The organism is Sphingopyxis fribergensis, assembly GCF_000803645.1.
GTDB classification, from domain to species: Bacteria; Pseudomonadota; Alphaproteobacteria; order Sphingomonadales; family Sphingomonadaceae; genus Sphingopyxis; species Sphingopyxis fribergensis.
In genome coordinates this window covers 4,618,770-4,635,256 of the sequence record NZ_CP009122.1, presented here as the reverse complement: position 1 = coordinate 4,635,256, position 16,487 = coordinate 4,618,770, and the positions used below count along the sequence as shown (strand labels likewise).

The following is a 16,487-nucleotide window of genomic DNA, read 5'->3' as shown; positions in this document are numbered from 1 at the left end:
CCTATAGCCCGTCGCAGACATTCTGCTGCGCCGTGTCGAGGAACGGCGCGAAGGGGCAGCTGATATAGCGCAGGCGAACGCCGGCGCCGACATTGACGACGATCGTGTCCGCGCGAATCGCCTTTGGCGCATTGCCGATGCCGCCGACGCGCGCGCCGCCATTATGCGTGCCCAAAAAGCTGATCATGTCGTCCTGGTCGATGCCGTCGCCCGAGACGCCGATCGCGCCGACCAGCTGGTTGCCGCGATAGATGGGAACCGATCCGGGGAAGATCTGGATGCCGTTTTGCAATCGGTTCTGCCCCGCTGCGACGTCGGGCAAGGTCGTGCAGCGCGCCGGCGTATCGGCCCCGCTGGCGCCCGAGACGAAACCGAGATGCGCGCCGAGATTGCCGATGATCAACGCCGATTGCAGGCCGGTCGAGAAGGGATTGAACTGGGCGATCGGGCGCGACAGCGGACCTTGCGGGCGGCCGACCTCGCCATCGGGGAAATAGGGGCGCGACAAATTGCCGCCCGAGCGGTCGGCAAAGGCGATCGTGCCGGTCAGCGCGGCAGGATCGTTCAGGAAGGTTCGTACGGCAGGCACAAAGGCGGCGACATCGGCGCTGGCGTTGGCACTGAGTTCGGCCCCGGCCTGCGCGCCCGAGAAAAAGGCAGCGGTGCGGGCCTTTTGCAAGGAAACGTCGGTGCCGAAGATCGGGGCGTCGGGCGAGCGCACGATTCCGAGCACCGCGCCATGCGTATCGACTATGCTGATCGTGACCTGCGCGCGGCTGTCGAGCGGGCGGCGGATCTGCGCGCGCGCGCGGCTCATCACGGTGAAGGCTTCTTCGAGCACAGCGCGTGCTTCGGCCTGCGTCAACGGGGCGCTGTTCGTCGCTCCATCGGTCCCCGCGCGCAGCGGATAGCGGTTCGTCCCGCTGCCGTCGGTCAGCACAAAGGCGTCGCGGTTCGAAAATTCGGCCGACGTCGAAGCGCGGATACCCGACGCTTCGGTGCCATAGGCGATCCCTGCCATGATCGCGGCATTGGCATAGCCGATCACCGCGACAAGATTGCCCGCGACGCCGTTGAGGCTGGCGAAGCTCGCGCCGCCGTTCGACATGACCCCGGCGAAGGTCGCGTCCGAAAAGCGCAGACTGGTTCCGTCGACGGTGATCTTGTCGGCGGTGATCGTGCTTGGCGCCTCGAACCCGCGTGTTCCCGCGAGCGCGATGAACTCCTCGGCGTCGTTGTCGATATCGAGGATGTTGGGATCGCTGCCGTAAACGCCGTCGCCCATCACCCCGATGCCGCCGACGAGCACGCCGTTCTTGTAAAGCGGCAGCCCGCCCGGATCGGCGGCGAGGCCGAGCGGCGAGCGTTTGGGGCCGATCAGCGCGGCATTCCCCGGGGCGCCAAAGCGCGCCGACAGGTCGCTGCAAGGGAGTTGGCTGAACTGCACCCCGAAGAGGGGACCGCTTTCGAGGCCCACCGTGGTCGGCGCGGGCGGGAAATGTTCCTGGACGATCTGGCTCGCAGTGCGCGTCGAAAAGGCGTTGCCGCCGCTCGAGAGGTACGCGCCGGTCACCGCTTTCGCGATCGCGCCGCCCTCCGCCGGAAAAGTGACATTCTGCGCGTCGAGATTGTCGCCGTTGGGTGCGGGCGACGTCGTCGCCGTCGCGCGCGCGCCCGTCATGCGGAACACGCCAAGGACATTGCCGACGCGGTCGGTCACCGCGATCACCGACGGCAGGCCGCGCGCCTGCGCTTCCGATATGGCTTGCGCGAGAACGCGTTCGACGTCGGCCGTCGTGAGCGCTTCGGCGGCGGGCGGAGTGTAGACGGTCGTTGGCGTGGGCGTTGGCGTCGGCGTGGGCGTCGGGGTCGACGTACTGCCGCCGCCACCGCCGCCACAGGACGTCAGCAACAACGCCCCCATCGCAGCAAAGGCGGCCGAGCGGAAAAGATGGGTCTTGTGTTGCATGATCTTACCGCAGCGCCCCTATCGCGCGCACCGCGCTGCCGAACGACGCTTGGAATTCGGAGGGCTTGTACGCGTTGGGATCCTTTACTGCCGCATAGGCGCGGTCGATGTCGCCGCGGATACCGGCCGCGGCGCCGACGGTGACGCGGCCCGACGACACCATCGCGTTGAGCAGCGTATCGACCCCCATCACCGCCTGCTGCGACCCCGAATAGTCGGTGTAGCGGTCGCGAATCGCCTTTGCCGAAATTGCATCGACCATCGCAAAAGCATCGGCGCCCGAGAAATTGCGCGAAGCGAACGCGGATTTCAGCGCCGCGACCGTCTGCGACAGCTGCGCCGCGGCGGCGACCGCGCTCGCCCGGTCGGTTGCCATCGCCTTGTGGAAGGCAGCGGTGCGCGCGGCGAGCTGGTCTGCCAGCGTGGGCGCGGCCAGCCGCGCGGCGGCGGCGAGCATGATCAGATTTTCGTCATTATAGGGCGGCATCCCTTCGGGGATCGCGCGTCCCGCATTGTCGAGCCCGGTGCGGACCGGCTTCGCCTGATCGAAGATGCGGCGATGGCAGCTGTGGCAATCGAGGAAATAAAATTCGGGGAACATGCCCTCGGCCCCACGGCGCGTCTGGAACAGCGCGAGGCTGCGCTCGATCGCCGTCGCCTGTCCGACCGCCCACATCTGGACATGGTCGGTGCGCCGCCCGGCGGCGCCGAACTTGCGCCAGCCATAATCGGCGTCCTCCTGATGATGCGTCTGCAACGACGAGAAGAGGTCGAGCTCGAACGAAATACGCGGGTGGCCGGCGGCCATGATGCGGTGGGTAACGAACTGCCCGTCGGCCGCCGACCCGAAGTGGCAGTCGACGCACACCCCGGCGCGCACCACCGGATCCTCGAGTTTCTTGAGCCCCGCCGACAGGTTGGCCAAATGCTTGGTCCGCATTTCGCGGTCGGGGTCGGCATTGGTGCCCACCCCAGCATAATGGCTCGCAAGCCAGCCGCCCGCTGCGCCGTGGCACGATTCGCAGCCGACGCCATCCTCAGCCGGCACCGCGCGCGCGGTGCCCGCGGTGCTGTGGCAGCCGAGGCACATCTGCGCCTTGGCGGGATCGCCAATGCCAAGATTACGCGCTATGAACTGGCTGCGGTTATTGTTCAGTACCGCCCACGCGCGGCTATGCGCGCCGCCAGGGGTCGAGGGCTCCTGCCATTTCATCAGCTCGTCCTGGCGGACGACGGTGCCGTCGCCTTCCATCCGGCCGTGGCAGGTCGATCCGGCGCAAGATGCGACGCCGGTATAGCGCGCGCCGCTTTCGCCCTGCGACCGCGCAGGGGGAGCAAAGACGAAGGCGGCGATCGCGAGCGCGCACAGCATGGCAGCAAGGACGGCAAATGCCGACCAAGTCCGATCGCCGCGCTCCTTCCCAGCGTGCGCCGTCATCCGCAATACCCCTTTTCCCCAACCCGGCGCTTTTACGCCTTGAGCCGATTTACACCACCCCGAAAGCCAGCATCGCGTCGGCGACCTTCTTGAACCCCGCGATATTGGCGCCCTTCACATAATCGATATAGCCGTCGCCCCGGTCGCCATAGGTCAGGCAGCGCGTATGGATGCCGTCCATGATATCTTTCAGCATCTGTTGCAACTCGCCCTCGCTCCAGGCGCGGCGGCCGCTGTTCTGGCTCATTTCCAGCCCCGACACCGCGACGCCGCCAGCGTTCGCCGCCTTGCCCGGCGCGAACATGATCTTCGCATCCTTGAAGACATGCACGCCCTCGAGGTTCGTTGGCATGTTGGCACCCTCGCTGACCGCGACACAGCCATTGGCGACCAGCGCTTTGGCATCGTCGCCGAGCAACTCATTCTGCGTCGCGCACGGCAGCGCGACGTCGCACGGGACGCCCCACGGCGTCTTGCCCGCGGTGAAGCTCGCGCCTTTGAACTCGTCGCAATATTCCTCGATCCGGCCGCGGCGGTGCGTCTTGTGCGCTTTCACCCAGTCGATCTTGTCCTGCGTGATGCCGTCGGGATCGTGGATGAAGCCGCCCGAATCGGACAAGGTCAGCACCTTGCCGCCGAGCTGGACGATTTTCTCCGCCGCGTGCGTCGCGACATTGCCCGACCCCGAGATGACGGCGGTCTTGCCAACGAGATCCTGCCCCTTCGCCGCGAGCATATTGGCGAGGAAATAGACCGCCCCATAGCCCGTCGCTTCAGTACGGATCAGCGAGCCGCCCCATTCGAGCCCCTTGCCCGTCAGCACCCCGGTGAACTCGTTGGTGATCCGTTTATACTGGCCGAACATGAAGCCGATCTCGCGCCCGCCCACGCCGATATCGCCCGCGGGCACGTCGATGTCGGCGCCGATGTGGCGATACAGCTCGGTCATGAAGCTTTGGCAGAAGCGCATGATCTCGCGCACGCTCTTGCCCTTGGGGTTGAAGTTCGACCCGCCCTTGCCGCCGCCCATTGGCAGCCCGGTCAGCGCATTCTTGAACGTCTGTTCGAACGCGAGGAATTTGAGCACAGATTCGGTGACGCTGGGGTGAAAGCGTATGCCGCCCTTATACGGGCCGATGGCATTGTTGTTCTGGACGCGCCAGCCGCGCTGAACGCGGATATTGCCGTTATCGTCCTCCCAGCAGACGCGGAAAGATACGACCCGGTCGGGTTCGGCGATGCGCCGCAATATCTGCTGTGCGTGATACTCTTCCTTGTCGGCGATGAAATCGAAGATGTCTTCGGACACCTCCTGAACAGCCTGCACGAACTCGGGCTGACCCGGGTTGCGCTTTTTCACGCCTTCCATGAACGTCGAAAAGTCGACGTGATCCGAAACTGCCATGCACCCCTCCCCTGTATGACTGGGAAAGCCGGTGCGACCCCTGACGATTTTATCGTTGACCGACCTTGTATGCCAAAGGCTACACCATCGCCAAGCAAAGGCAATATGACTGCGCGCACAGGCCGTATTTTTTCATATAGCGCACAAGAGGGGCAAAAATGAGCGAGAGCAAAGAGATGGTCAAAGGAACGGGCCGCGGCATGACAGGCACGAACCGCGCGATCCTGATCGCCGCCTTCATCTTGCTGGCGGGGGCCGTCGGCTATGCGATCTGGCGCGATACCGGCCCCACCGCCCTCGATCGGGCCGCGCAGGCGTCTACGGCGCCGTCCGATCAAATCGCCGAACTCGAAGCGCGGACGAAGCGCGAACCGAACAGCGCCGACGCCTGGACCGCGCTCGGCGCGGCGAAATTCGACCTCAGCGATTTTTCCGGCGCTGCCGCCGCTTATGAAAAAGCCGTCGCTCTATCGCCCGAATCGGCCGGCCTCTGGTCGGCGCTGGGCGAGGCGCGGGTGATGGGGAGCGACAGCGATCCGATGCCCGACGCAGCGCTCACGGCATTCGACAAGGCGGTCGCGCTCGACGCCAAGGACCCGCGCGCACGCTATTTCCTCGCGGTGAAAAAGGACATCGGCGGCGATCACAGGGGCGCGATCGAGGACTGGTTCGCGCTGCTCGCCGATACGCCGCAAGGCGCACCGTGGGAGGCTGACCTGCGCCGCACGATCGAGCAAGTCGGACAGATCCACAAGATCGACGTCACCGCGCGACTTGCGAACACGCAGGCGCGGCCGCTGACCGCCAACGAAATGCCGGTCGCCGCACGCGCGATCCCGGGGCCGAGCCGCGCCGACATGGAGGCGGCTTCCCAGCTGCCCAAGGGCCAGCAGGATCAGATGATCGAAGGCATGGTGAGCGGACTCGAGTCCAAGCTGAAGGCCAATCCGGCCGACGTCGACCGCTGGATCATGCTGATGCGCAGCCGCATGACGCTGGGCGAGACGGCGAAGGCGGCGCAGGCGCTGAAGGACGGGATCGCCGCCAACCCGGCGGCGGCGGGGCGATTGAAGGGGCAAGCCCAGCTACTCGGCGTGCCGGGCGCGTAAAATTACCCATTGGCGCGCGGCCGGCAAAACGATACGCCGTCAGGGCTGCGGGGGGCAACCATAACATAGGGTCGCCGCGGCACACTGCCGCGAGACGCTTTCGGACGTATTTGCCCGGGACAGTCGTCCACTCTGTATCGGGCCTCGTGGTTTCCACCCACTACGCTGACGCGCGCGTCGCCGAAGCGACCGCACATCAGCCAGCTTGAGATTCAGCCAGCCATCAACGCCGCATTGCCGCCCGCCGCGGTGATGTCGGTCGAGATCGACTTTTCCTCGGCAAAGCGGTGCAGATAATGTGGACCGCCGGCCTTGGGACCGGTCCCCGACAGCCCGCGCCCGCCGAAAGGCTGCGATCCGACGATCGCGCCGATCTGGTTGCGGTTGACATAGACGTTGCCGACCGCCGCCCGCGCCGCGATATGCGCCGCGACGCCGTCGATGCGCGTGTGGACGCCGAGCGTCAGGCCATAGCCCGACGCGTTGATCGCATCGATGAGCTGGTCGAGCTCGCCACCCTTCCACGTCGCAACGTGCAGCACCGGCCCGAAAATCTCGCGCTTCAGGTCGGTGACATGGTCGAGCCGGATCAGCGCGGGCGGCACGAAATGGCCGTCGGCGGGCAAATTCGTCCGCCCCGCCTCGGCGATCACGCGGCCCGCCGCGCGCGCTTCGGCGACATAGGCGGCGATGTTCGCCTGCGCCTCGTCGTCGATGATCGGGCCGACATCGGTCGCGAGGATCGAGGGGTCGCCGACGTTGAGCTCGGCCATCGCGCCCGCGACCATCTCGATCATCGTGTCGGCGACATCTTCCTGCACGCAGAGCAGGCGCAGCGCCGAGCAACGCTGCCCTGCCGACTGGAAGGCCGAGGCGACGGCGTCGCGCGCGACCTGTTCGGGCAGCGCGGTCGAATCGACGATCATCGCGTTCGCGCCGCCGGTTTCGGCGATCAGCGTCGCGATCGGGCCGTCGCGCCCGGCAAGGCTGCGGTTGATCATCCGCGCGACCTCGGTCGAGCCGGTGAAGGCGACGCCGATAATGTCGTTGTTGCTGGTCAGCGCCGCGCCGACGGTTTCGCCGCGGCCGGGGAGATAATGGAGTATATCGCCGGGGATGCCGGCTTCGAGCAGCAGTTCGACCGCAGCGTGGGCGATCAGCGGCGTCTGCTCGGCGGGTTTGGCGAGGACGGCATTACCCGCCGCGAGCGCCGCCGACACCTGTCCCAGGAAGATCGCGAGCGGGAAGTTCCACGGGCTGATGCACACGAACACGCCCTTGCCCTCGAGCATCAGTTCGTTGCGCTCGCCCGTCGGGCCGGGGAGCGCGACGGGATAGGTAAAATCGGCGCGTGCCTGCGCGGCATAATAGCGCAGGAAATCGACCGCTTCGCGGACTTCGGCGATCGCATCGACGAGCGTCTTGCCCGCCTCGTCGATCGCGAGGCCGAGGAAGAGCGCGTCATGCTCCTCGAGCAGGTCGGCGGCGCGTTCGAGCCGCTCGGCGCGGAAGGCACCGCCCGCGAGGCTCCAGTCGCCCTGCGCCTTGCGCGCTGCGGCGACGGCGTCGGTGACCGTCGCGGCATCGGCCTCGATCACCTGGCCGACGACGGCGCCCGTCGCGGGGTTGCGCACCGCTTCGGATTTGCCCTCACGAGCAACACCGCCGACGATCGGTGCCGCGACTAGGTCGCTCCGCCGCGCCGCACCGATCGCTGAAACCAGCGCTTCAGGCACGCCCGGTTCGCCAAGATCATAGCCGCGCGAATTGCGCCGCGTGGGGTTGAACAGGCCGAGGCCGGTCGCAATGTTCGTTGACGCCGCGCTCGCAACGCTGCGCGGATCGACCGCGAGCTGTTCGGCGGTGACGCCGGGGTCGGAGAATTGATGCACGAAGCTGGAGTTCGCGCCATTTTCGAGCAGGCGGCGAACCAGATAGGCGAGCAGGTCGCGGTGCGTGCCGACGGGCGCATAGACACGCACCGGGCGCGGCGGCGGGAACAGCGCGACCAAGGCGTCGTGGGCGCCCTCGCCCATGCCGTGCAGCCGCTGCAGCTCGTAATCGGCGCCCGCGAACAGCTCGGACACAAAAGCGAGCGTCATCGCATTGTGGCTCGCGAACGCCGGATAGATGCAATCCTGGCAATCGCGCAGGAGCTGAGCGCAGCGCATATAGTTGAGATCGGTGTGGAGTTTGGCCGTGAACACCGGGAAATCAGCGAGCCCCAGCGTCTGCGCGCGCTTGATCTCTGTATCCCAATAGGCGCCCTTGACGAGGCGCATCGACAGCTTGACCCCGCGCGTCCGCGCGCGGTTCGCGAGCCAGTCGATCACCGCCGGCGCGCGCTTCTGATACGCCTGAATGACGATGCCGAGCCCGGTCCAGTTGTCGGCGATCCCGGCATCGATCAGCGCCGCGAAAACGTCCATATGCGGTTCGAGGCGGTCGGTCTCTTCGGCGTCGATCATCAGCGGGATGTTCACCCCGCGCGCCGCCTTGGCGAGGTCGATCACCTTGGGGACCAGCTCGCCGACCACGCGCGCGTGCTGGAGATATTCATAGCGTGGGTGGAGCGCCGACAGCTTGATCGAAATGCCGTGGTTGGCGTGCGGGTCGCCGGGCTTCGCCGCCTTGCCGATGCGGGAGATGGCATTCGCATAGCTCTCATAGTAACGCTGCGCGTCCTCGGCGGTGCGCGCCGCTTCGCCGAGCATGTCGAAACTCGCGAGTTCGGATTTCTCCTTGTCGGCGCGCTTGACCGCGGCGTCGATCGTCTCGCCCATCACGAACTGCTGACCCAGCATCTTCATCGCCGCGAGCGCCGCCTGGCGAATCACCGGCTCGCCCGAGCGGCGCACCATCGATTTGAGCAAGGTCAGCGGGTTCGCCCGGCTGCCCATCGCATCGAGCATCAGCGTCGCCGAGCCGAGCGAAAGCCCGCGCGACGACAGCGCGACGATCAGCGGGCTGTCCTCATCCTCGCCGTCCTTCCAATGCCGTCCGGCGATCTTGTCGCGGATCAGCGCGTTCGCGGTCGCATTGTCGGGAACGCGCAGCAGCGCCTCGGCGAGGCACATCAGCACGACGCCTTCCTCGGTCGACAGTCGATAGCGGTTCATCAGCTGCGCGACGAGCGTCTCGCGCTCGCCCTCGGCCTTCGCCTTGCGGATCAGTTCGAGCCCGCGCCGCGTTACGGCGTCGACGCTGGCGGAGGAGGTGGCGAGAGCACTACGCAGCTCGGCAACGATGTCGGATTCGCTGCGGCGGGCGAGGGCGCGGATGGGCGCGCGATCGGGGCTTTGGGTCATGCCGCCTGATACCATATTGGCGTAAGTCGATCCGACTTGTTTTGACAGGCTTCATATATGAATTGACCAAGTTTTGGATCAATCCTAGTCGATCCTTATGAAAAATGCTTCTTCAACAGTCGAACTGGATGAGTTCGACCGCAAGATCCTCGCGATTCTGGGCCGCGACGGACGGATCACCTTTACCGAACTCGCGTTGCAGGTCGGTCTCTCGAAAACACCCTGCCAACAGCGCGTGAAGCGCCTCGTCGACAGCGGGCTGATCACCGGCTTTCGCGCGATCGTCGATCCCGCCAAGGTCGGGCTCGATCATGTCGCCTTCACCGAGGTCAAACTGTCGGACACGCGCGAAGACGCATTAAAGCAGTTCAACACGGCGGTCCGACAGATTCCCGAGGTCGAGGAATGCCATATGATCGCGAGCAGCTTCGATTATCTTCTCAAGGTCCGCACCCCCGACATCCGTCGCTATCGCATCGTGCTCGGCGAAAAAATCTCGAGCCTGCCGCATGTCGCGAGCACGTCGACCTTTGTCGCGATGGAGACGATCTGCGAAACAGCGCGCTGAGGCTGCACCGCCAGCAAAGGATTGACCCGCGCCGCGGATGACGGCAAAGGCGGCCTGACGGCCGTTGCCGAGCGCGGGTGTAGCTCAATGGTAGAGCTTTTGCTTCCCAAGCAAGTGACGAGGGTTCGATTCCCTTCACCCGCTCCAGACTTTCGCAGCGATTTAGCTCTGCTAAATCGCGACTAGCGAAAGTCCGGCCAGCCCGCAAAGCGGGACTGACGGCGTGGCTTTGCCACGACGGCCCCTCAACCCTCTACGCGCTCCACCTTCACCGACTGGCTGACGAACGCGATATCGCGATATGCCGTCAGGAACGATATATCCGCCGCGTCGCGCCCAACACAAATACGCGCCATTTCGGAGGCGCGCGCCATTCCGGTCGCATCGACGAGGTGCCAGTCGCCGTCCAGATAGACCTCGGCGACGGCGTGGAAATCCTGCGGCGTGACGCGCAGCGCATAAGCACTCGCCATGCGCGCCGGGATATGCGCGGCGCGCGCGAGCGCGATCATCACATGCGCATAATCGCGGCACACGCCGCGACGTTCGACAAAACTGTCGAGTGCGCCCGTTTCGGCATCGCTCGATCCCGAAACATAGGTGAAACGACTTTCGATCCAGTCGCGCATGCGGCCGATCTTCGCGCCGCCATCATGATCACCAAAGCGGCGTTCAACAAAGGCGTGGAACTTGTTCGATGGGCAATAGCGCGATTCGTTGAGATAGGGGATCGCCTCGGCGGGCAGGCGGTGGAGCGGTACTGCGGCGAGCGAGCGAAAGTCGGTGTCGGGACGGTCGACCTCGACCAGCGCGCGATATTCGGCGCGCAGGCTGCCCTCGGCGCGCAGCCAGATCGGCTCGCAAATGCCGTCCGCCGCCGGAACGCGCGCGACAAATTCGGGCGCGCCGACGTCGAGCGAGGTTTCGAGGACGCGCTGACCATGCCCGTTCGCGGCCTCGATCTGGAGCATCAGGTCGACGGGTTCGGACAGGCGGTAATTTAGGGAGGCGGATATTTCGAGTTTCATCTATCGCCAACGCATGAGGGAGGGTTCGGTGGCGCTAGGGACAGCAGAAAGAAAGAGCAAGTGACGGCGGCCCGTACCATCCCGTTCATCGTCGCAACGATCTTCATGGACGCGGTCGGTTTCGGCATCATCATGCCGGTGCTGCCGCAACTGGTGATGGAGGTCGGCCGCATCGATCTGCCCCACGCAATCGAGGTCGGGGCGTGGATCGGGCTGGTCATGGCGGTCGCTACCTTTCTCGCCTCACCCATCCTCGGCAATCTGTCGGACCATTTCGGGCGGCGGCGCGTGCTGCTGCTCGCGCTCGGCGGGCTTGCCATTGATTATGCGCTGCTGACGATCGTCCAGACTTTGCCCTGGCTGTTCGTCGCGCGCGCCTTGTCGGGCATTTTCGGCGGCAGCTATGCGGCGGCACAAGCAGCGATCGCTGACATCACCAAGCCCGAGGAACGTGCGCGAAACTTCGGCTTCGTCGGCGCAGCGTTCGGCATCGGATTTGTCGCCGGCCCTGCCCTCGGCGGTTTCCTCGGTGAGATCAACCCGCGCGCGCCGTTCGTGGCCGCCGCGATTCTCGCCGCGGCCAACATGCTCTACGGCTATTTCATTTTCCCCGAAACATTGCCGCCTGAACGCCGCCGCGCGTTCGACTGGCGCCGCGCGAACCCGCTCGGCGCGTGGAAGACGATGCGCGCGCTGCCCGGCATGGACGGCGTCGCGGGGGTGCTCGTGCTCTGGCAGATCGCCAGCCTCGTCTATCCGATGACGTGGAGCTTTTATTGCATCGCGCAGCTCGGCTGGACGCCGGGGATGATCGGCGCCAGCCTTGCCGCGGTGGGCGTGATGATCGCGCTCGGCCAAGTCTTCGTCGTCGGACCCGCGGTTGCGCGCTTTGGCGAGCGCGACGCGGCGACGCTTGGCATCCTCGTCGCGGTGGCCGTCTATGTCGGCTACGCCTTCACCACCTCTACGATCGGCGCCTTCCTGCTGCTGATCCCCGTCGCGTTGCAGGCACCGGTGCAGCCGTCGCTGATGGCGATGATGTCGCGCCGCGCAACCGCCGAGACGCAGGGCGAGGTGCAGGGAATCTCGGCGATGGCGATGGGGCTCGGCCAGTTGTTCGCACCGCTGCTGCTGACCGGGACGATGGCCTATTTTACGGCCGACGGCGCGCCGCTGCATTTTCCGGGCGCGGCCTTCGTCGTCGCGGCGATCTTTGGCCTGCTCGCGATCCTGATGCTCCGCCGCCTGCCGCGCGCAACGGAAACAGTCGATCAGATACCGCCGTCGGTCACCGCATAGCCGAGCGCTTCGAAACCCGCGATCAGCATCGCGACGCACGCCGCGACCTGATCGCCGTCGGTCGAACGGATGACGAAATTGGCGCCGGTCTTCCCCTCGCGAAAAAAGGGGTAGCTGCCGATCGCGACGCCGGGGTAATCCTTTTCGCCCTGACGCAGCAGATCGGCAATCTCGCTTTCGGGTGCCCACGCGCCGATCGTATGGGCAACAAGCGGCGCGCCTCCCTCAAGCTCGCCGGTGAGCGCGTCGAGCATGCCCGCGGTGATATGCGGCACCCCCGCCATCACGAACAGATTGCCGATGCGGATGCCCGGCGCGCCCGACATGCGGTTGGGGATCAGATCGGCGCCGTCGGGCACCCGCGCCATGCGCAGCCGCGCCTCGGTCAGCTCGCTGCCGCGCGCGGCATAATAGCGCTCGAGGATCGCGCGCGCCGCGGGATGGATGACGACGCCAACGCCGAGCGCCTTGGCGACCGCATCGACGGTGATGTCGTCATGCGTCGGACCGATGCCGCCGGTGGTGAAGACATAGTCGTAGCGCGCGCGGATCGCGTTCAGCGCATCGACGATCTCGTCCTCGACATCGGGAACGATCCGCACCTCGCGCAGGCGAATTCCCTGCACTTCAAGCCAGGTCGCAATTTGCGACACATTCTTGTCCTGCGTGCGGCCCGAAAGGATTTCGTCGCCGATCACCAGCACGGCGGCTGTCCATATGCGTTCGTCGCTCATGCCCTTGCCTTAGCTGCCTATGGTGACAAAACAAGCCCGCTGGCAGTCGGATAATGTTCCTTATATGTTCTATGCCGATTCGAAATCCATGGGAGAAGTACGATGGCCGATGAGCTGATTTTCTATACCAACCCAATGTCGCGCGGGCAGATCGTCCGCTGGATGCTCGAGGAGGTCGGGGCGCGCTATGAACCGCGCGTCCTCGATTATGGCACGACGATGAAGGATGCCGAATATCTCGCGATCAACCCGATGGGCAAGGTTCCGGCGGTCGTCCACAACGGCAAGGTCGTCACCGAATGCGCCGCGATCTGTGCCTATCTGGCCGATGCCTTCCCCGAGGCGGGCCTCGCGCCCAACCCCTCCGACCGCGCCGACTATTATCGCTGGCTCTTCTTTACCGCAGGCCCCGTCGAGCAGGCGATCACCGCGAAGCATTTCGGGGTCGAGCCCGATGCCGACCAGCAGCGCATGGCGGGCTTCGGCTCACTTTCCGCCGCGCTCGACGCGCTCGAAAGCGCGGTGGCGGGCAAGGCGTTCGTCGCGGGCGACCGCTTCAGCGCCGCCGATGTCTATGTCGGCAGCCAGATCGACTGGGGCCTGCAATTCGGCACGATCCCTTCGCGCCCGGCTTTCGAAGCCTATGTCGCGCCCTTGCGCGAACGCGCGGCATACAAGCGCGCCAAGGAGATCGACAACGGCCTGATCGCGGAAATGCAGGCGGCGGGCACCGCGCCGGCCTAAGGCAACGCCTTCAACAATCCGGCGGCAAGCGGGGCGAGTCGCCGGACCTGCGGATCCTGCGATTCGCTGGCGGCGACATAGATGGCATCGCCGAACGCGCTGCTGTTGTGCACCGCCGCCAGCCCCGCCGTGCTGGCATAGGGCTCTTTCCAGCGCGGCGTGGCATCGGGATGCAGCGACTGGAACCACGCCGCCCAGGCGGCATCGTCGATATCGGTCCGTTTGGCGAGAAAGAGTATCGGACGAGCGAGTCGCCGCGCCTCGCCATGAACATAGGCGTGCGATTCGGCAGGAGCGACCTGCGCCGCGACGGCGCCGAGCATCAGATCAGCGTCAGCGCGCGACAGCCGCGGGTTGAGCGCGAGTTGCATCAGCAAGTCGGCGCCATGCGCGACGCCATGCCGCCAGCCTTCGCCGGCAATGAAACCGCGATAATCGTGCACGCCGCGCAGATAGGTCGCCCCGGTTTCGGCGAGCGCGTGGAGTTCTGCCTGGCTCAGAAACGCCTCGACGCGGTCGGCGCGCGCGACCTCGGATAACGCCAGCGCGGCGAAGGGACGGCGAAAACCGGCGGCATCGTCGGGCGCTGCGACCATCCTCGTCAACAGGCCGAGCGTATAACGCATTTGCGGGGGCGTCAGATATTTACCGCGAAGCCCTTCGGACCACAGGGTGAAGGCAAAATCGTCGCGCACCGCCGGATCGGGATCGCCAAGACAGGCGGCGAGCGCGTCGAGATCGGCGTTGCTCGCTTTGGGGAAGAAGGATGCAGCATGGCTCGTGAGATCGCCGGCCGGCCGCGCGGCGGTACAGGCAGAACCGCCTTCCCCCGCCATCGCCACCGGCACCCCCAGCATCAGGCCGGCCACAGCAAGCATCGCGAACCGGCTCATCCCCATCCCCCAAAAAGAAAGAGCCCGGCGAATCGCTTCGCCGGGCTCGCTTGTTTCGTGTCTGTCCGTCCGCTTAGTCGCGGCTGCCCATCAGGTTGAGCAGGAAGGTGAACATGTTGACGAAGTCGAGGTACAGCGTCAGCGCGCCCATCACCACCGACTTGCCGACAAAGTCGGTCCCGCGGACATAGAAATACATGCTCTTGATCTTCTGCGTGTCATAGGCGGTGAGGCCTGCGAACAGCAGCACGCCGATGACGCTGATCGCCATCGCCATCGCGGTCGACTGCAGGAACAGGTTGATCAGCATCGCGACCAGGATGCCGACGACACCCATGATCAGGAAGGTGCCGAAGCCCGACAGATCCTTCTTGGTCGTATAGCCATAAAGGCTAAGACCAATAAACGCCGCCGCGGTCGCGAAGAAGGTCGTCGCGATCGAGGTGCCAGTGAAGGCGATGAAGATCGTCGACATCGACAGACCCATCACTGCGGCATAGACCCAGAACAGCGCCTGCGCCGCCGGGGTCGACAGCTTGTTGATGCCAAAGCTCAGCACCAGCACAAAGGCCAGCGGCGCCAGCGCCACGACCCACATCAGCGGCGAGCCGATCAGCGAGGCGGTGAAGCCCGACTGAAACGCCAGCAACGCGACGATGCCGGTCAGCAGCACGCCCGAGCCCATATAGTTGTAAACCGACAGCATGTACGACCGAAGGCCGGCATCGACGGCCTGGTCCATTGCATTCGCGCCGGCACCAAAACCGGAAGCCGCCACATTGGGGTCGTTCCAATTCGCCATTGTCATTACTCCATCACCGGCCAGCCCATACCGGCCGTAGGCAGCAATATCGTGACTTTCCCCTCGTCTTTCAAGCGAAACCGGACAAGAGCAATATTATGGCCTTCCGGGCGCTTAGGGGTCGCGATCCGAAATCCCGCCCTCTATGCTCACCGCCATGTCCACGCACCGCCTGTTCGTCGCGCTGCGCCCGCCGCGCCCGGTCCGCGACATATTGATCGCCGCGATGCACGGCATCGCGGGCGCGCGCTGGCAAAATGACGAGCAGCTCCACCTGACGCTGCGCTTCATCGGCGAGGTTGATCACCATATGGCCGAGGATATCGCCGCGGCGCTCGGCGCGCTTTATGCCCCGGCGGTGACCGCGCGGATCGCGGGGGTGGGTCTGTTCGAACGCCAGGGCCGCCCGCATATGATCTGGGCCGGGGTCGAGCCGCACGAACCGCTCGCGGCGCTGCACCGCAAGGTCGATCAGTTGCTCGCGCGCGTCGGCGTCGCGCCCGAAACACGCGCTTTCACCCCGCATGTCACGCTGGCGCGACTGAATCGCGGATCGGGTCCGGTCGCGCCCTTTCTTGCGTTAAACAGCGACCTCGCCAGTTCGGCGTTCGAATTTTCTCATGTTACGCTGTACGAAAGCGAACTCGGTCATGGCGGATCGCGTTATCATCCGGTCGCGCGTTATCCGCTAGGCGGCGAAAATTCAGCAACAAGCGCGGCGGCGACCGCGTCGACATCGTCCCATGTCGCAGCGAAACCGTCATCCTCACCATAATAGGGGTCGGTGACGCCCTCACCGCCGCGGTCGGGGAGCAGGTCGAGCATCAGCTTAAGCTCGGCGGTCGCGTCGGCGGGGCGCAGCGCGCGGGCGTCGCGCAGATTTGTCGCATCGGCGGCGAGGATCAGGTCGAAATCGTAGAAGTCGGCGCGGCGGAGCTGGCGGCCGCGGAGCGTAGAGATATCAACCCCGCGGCGGCGCGCTTCGGCCTGTGCACGCGCGTCGGGCGGGCGGCCGATATGCCAGTCGCCGGTGCCCGCCGAATCGATCGTCGCGTCGATCCCGGCCTTTGCGAAGGCGGCCCGTGCGGCGCCTTCCGCCAGTGGCGAGCGGCATATGTTGCCGAGGCAGAGGAAAAGGATAGCGGGCCCGGTACTTGGTCTGTCGTCCGCCATATCGACGATATTCTCCA

Annotated in this window: 14 protein-coding genes and 1 tRNA gene; 6 read left to right on the top strand and 9 right to left on the bottom strand. The window is 65.6% G+C overall.

Annotated features, from left to right (window positions below; genetic code table 11):
- Nucleotide 1: 1 nt before the first annotated feature.
- The 3 genes from SKP52_RS21725 to gdhA are packed head-to-tail and all read right to left on the bottom strand — an operon-like array spanning nt 2 to nt 4,812.
- Nucleotides 2–1,969: a heme-binding protein gene (locus tag SKP52_RS21725; RefSeq protein WP_039578705.1), complete on the bottom strand. Its 1,968-nt coding sequence runs from the start codon at nt 1,967–1,969 to the stop codon at nt 2–4.
- 4 nt (nt 1,970–1,973) lie between these two features.
- Nucleotides 1,974–3,407, bottom strand: a complete 1,434-nt coding sequence (locus SKP52_RS21720; RefSeq protein WP_039578701.1) for a multiheme c-type cytochrome — start codon at nt 3,405–3,407, stop codon at nt 1,974–1,976.
- Nucleotides 3,408–3,456: 49 nt separating this feature from the next.
- Nucleotides 3,457–4,812: an NADP-specific glutamate dehydrogenase gene (gene gdhA / locus SKP52_RS21715; protein ID WP_039578698.1), complete on the bottom strand. Its 1,356-nt coding sequence runs from the start codon at nt 4,810–4,812 to the stop codon at nt 3,457–3,459.
- A 158-nt stretch (nt 4,813–4,970) separates the two neighbouring features.
- Here gdhA and SKP52_RS21710 point away from each other — a divergent pair, with 158 nt between their 5' ends.
- Complete coding sequence (locus SKP52_RS21710; protein WP_081997478.1) at nt 4,971–5,921, top strand: tetratricopeptide repeat protein; 951 nt, start codon at nt 4,971–4,973, stop codon at nt 5,919–5,921.
- Nucleotides 5,922–6,133: 212 nt separating this feature from the next.
- Here the strand turns inward: SKP52_RS21710 and putA are convergent, their stop codons facing one another.
- The gene (putA, locus tag SKP52_RS21705) at nt 6,134–9,229 is read right to left on the bottom strand and encodes a bifunctional proline dehydrogenase/L-glutamate gamma-semialdehyde dehydrogenase PutA (protein ID WP_148309208.1); all 3,096 of its coding nucleotides are present in this window, start codon (nt 9,227–9,229) and stop codon (nt 6,134–6,136) included.
- 97 nt (nt 9,230–9,326) lie between these two features.
- Between putA and SKP52_RS21700 the strand changes: the two genes are divergently transcribed.
- Nucleotides 9,327–9,797 carry an Lrp/AsnC family transcriptional regulator gene (locus SKP52_RS21700; protein ID WP_039578692.1) on the top strand — a complete coding sequence of 157 codons (471 nt, stop codon included), beginning with the start codon at nt 9,327–9,329 and terminating at the stop codon, nt 9,795–9,797.
- Between the two features lie 73 nt (nt 9,798–9,870).
- Nucleotides 9,871–9,944: transfer RNA gene (locus tag SKP52_RS21695), tRNA-Gly, on the top strand.
- 98 nt (nt 9,945–10,042) lie between these two features.
- Here SKP52_RS21695 and SKP52_RS21690 read toward each other — a convergent pair.
- Nucleotides 10,043–10,825 (bottom strand): transglutaminase-like domain-containing protein, encoded by a 783-nt coding sequence (locus tag SKP52_RS21690; protein WP_039578689.1) that lies wholly within the window; start codon nt 10,823–10,825, stop codon nt 10,043–10,045.
- Between the two features lie 60 nt (nt 10,826–10,885).
- On the opposite strand from SKP52_RS21690, the gene SKP52_RS21685 reads away from it, so the two are divergent.
- Nucleotides 10,886–12,124 (top strand): tetracycline resistance MFS efflux pump, encoded by a 1,239-nt coding sequence (locus SKP52_RS21685; RefSeq protein ID WP_039578686.1) that lies wholly within the window; start codon nt 10,886–10,888, stop codon nt 12,122–12,124.
- On the opposite strand, the gene SKP52_RS21680 is transcribed toward SKP52_RS21685, so the two are convergent.
- Entirely contained in the window at nt 12,097–12,858 is a 762-nt protein-coding gene (locus SKP52_RS21680; RefSeq protein WP_039578684.1) for a competence/damage-inducible protein A, read from the bottom strand. The two genes, SKP52_RS21685 and SKP52_RS21680, sit on opposite strands and share 28 nt — an antisense overlap.
- Nucleotides 12,859–12,960: 102 nt before the next feature.
- On the opposite strand from SKP52_RS21680, the gene SKP52_RS21675 reads away from it, so the two are divergent.
- Nucleotides 12,961–13,602 (top strand): glutathione S-transferase family protein, encoded by a 642-nt coding sequence (locus tag SKP52_RS21675; RefSeq protein WP_039578681.1) that lies wholly within the window; start codon nt 12,961–12,963, stop codon nt 13,600–13,602.
- Here the strand turns inward: SKP52_RS21675 and SKP52_RS21670 are convergent.
- On the bottom strand, nt 13,599–14,495 hold the full coding sequence (locus tag SKP52_RS21670) for a DUF2785 domain-containing protein (protein WP_160292458.1): 897 nt from the start codon (nt 14,493–14,495) through the stop codon (nt 13,599–13,601). The genes SKP52_RS21675 and SKP52_RS21670 overlap by 4 nt on opposite strands.
- A gap of 73 nt (nt 14,496–14,568) precedes the next feature.
- On the bottom strand, nt 14,569–15,297 hold the full coding sequence (locus SKP52_RS21665; RefSeq protein WP_039578676.1) for a Bax inhibitor-1/YccA family protein: 729 nt from the start codon (nt 15,295–15,297) through the stop codon (nt 14,569–14,571).
- Nucleotides 15,298–15,454: 157 nt separating this feature from the next.
- On the opposite strand from SKP52_RS21665, the gene thpR reads away from it, so the two are divergent.
- A complete protein-coding gene (gene thpR, locus SKP52_RS21660) occupies nt 15,455–16,072 on the top strand; it encodes an RNA 2',3'-cyclic phosphodiesterase (protein WP_039582000.1) in 618 nt (205 codons plus the stop codon).
- Here thpR and SKP52_RS21655 read toward each other — a convergent pair.
- Nucleotides 15,979–16,470: a low molecular weight protein-tyrosine-phosphatase gene (locus SKP52_RS21655; RefSeq protein WP_039581995.1), complete on the bottom strand. Its 492-nt coding sequence runs from the start codon at nt 16,468–16,470 to the stop codon at nt 15,979–15,981. The genes thpR and SKP52_RS21655 overlap by 94 nt on opposite strands.
- Between the last annotated feature and the right edge of the window lie 17 nt (nt 16,471–16,487).

Excerpts from the sequence above, each read along its gene's own strand:
- SKP52_RS21680 (WP_039578684.1), bottom strand. The coding sequence starts at position 12,858 with ATGAGCGACGAACGCATATGGACAGCCGCCGTGCTGGTGATCGGCGAC.
- SKP52_RS21665 (WP_039578676.1), bottom strand. The coding sequence starts at position 15,297 with ATGGCGAATTGGAACGACCCCAATGTGGCGGCTTCCGGTTTTGGTGCC.
- SKP52_RS21655 (WP_039581995.1), bottom strand. The coding sequence starts at position 16,470 with ATGGCGGACGACAGACCAAGTACCGGGCCCGCTATCCTTTTCCTCTGC.
- gdhA (WP_039578698.1), bottom strand. The coding sequence starts at position 4,812 with ATGGCAGTTTCGGATCACGTCGACTTTTCGACGTTCATGGAAGGCGTG.
- SKP52_RS21720 (WP_039578701.1), bottom strand. The coding sequence starts at position 3,407 with ATGACGGCGCACGCTGGGAAGGAGCGCGGCGATCGGACTTGGTCGGCA.
- thpR (WP_039582000.1), top strand. The coding sequence starts at position 15,455 with ATGTCCACGCACCGCCTGTTCGTCGCGCTGCGCCCGCCGCGCCCGGTC.
- SKP52_RS21700 (WP_039578692.1), top strand. The coding sequence starts at position 9,327 with ATGAAAAATGCTTCTTCAACAGTCGAACTGGATGAGTTCGACCGCAAG.
- SKP52_RS21670 (WP_160292458.1), bottom strand. The coding sequence starts at position 14,495 with ATGAGCCGGTTCGCGATGCTTGCTGTGGCCGGCCTGATGCTGGGGGTG.
- SKP52_RS21690 (WP_039578689.1), bottom strand. The coding sequence starts at position 10,825 with ATGAAACTCGAAATATCCGCCTCCCTAAATTACCGCCTGTCCGAACCC.
- SKP52_RS21710 (WP_081997478.1), top strand. The coding sequence starts at position 4,971 with ATGAGCGAGAGCAAAGAGATGGTCAAAGGAACGGGCCGCGGCATGACA.
- SKP52_RS21725 (WP_039578705.1), bottom strand. The coding sequence starts at position 1,969 with ATGCAACACAAGACCCATCTTTTCCGCTCGGCCGCCTTTGCTGCGATG.
- putA (WP_148309208.1), bottom strand. The coding sequence starts at position 9,229 with ATGACCCAAAGCCCCGATCGCGCGCCCATCCGCGCCCTCGCCCGCCGC.
- SKP52_RS21675 (WP_039578681.1), top strand. The coding sequence starts at position 12,961 with ATGGCCGATGAGCTGATTTTCTATACCAACCCAATGTCGCGCGGGCAG.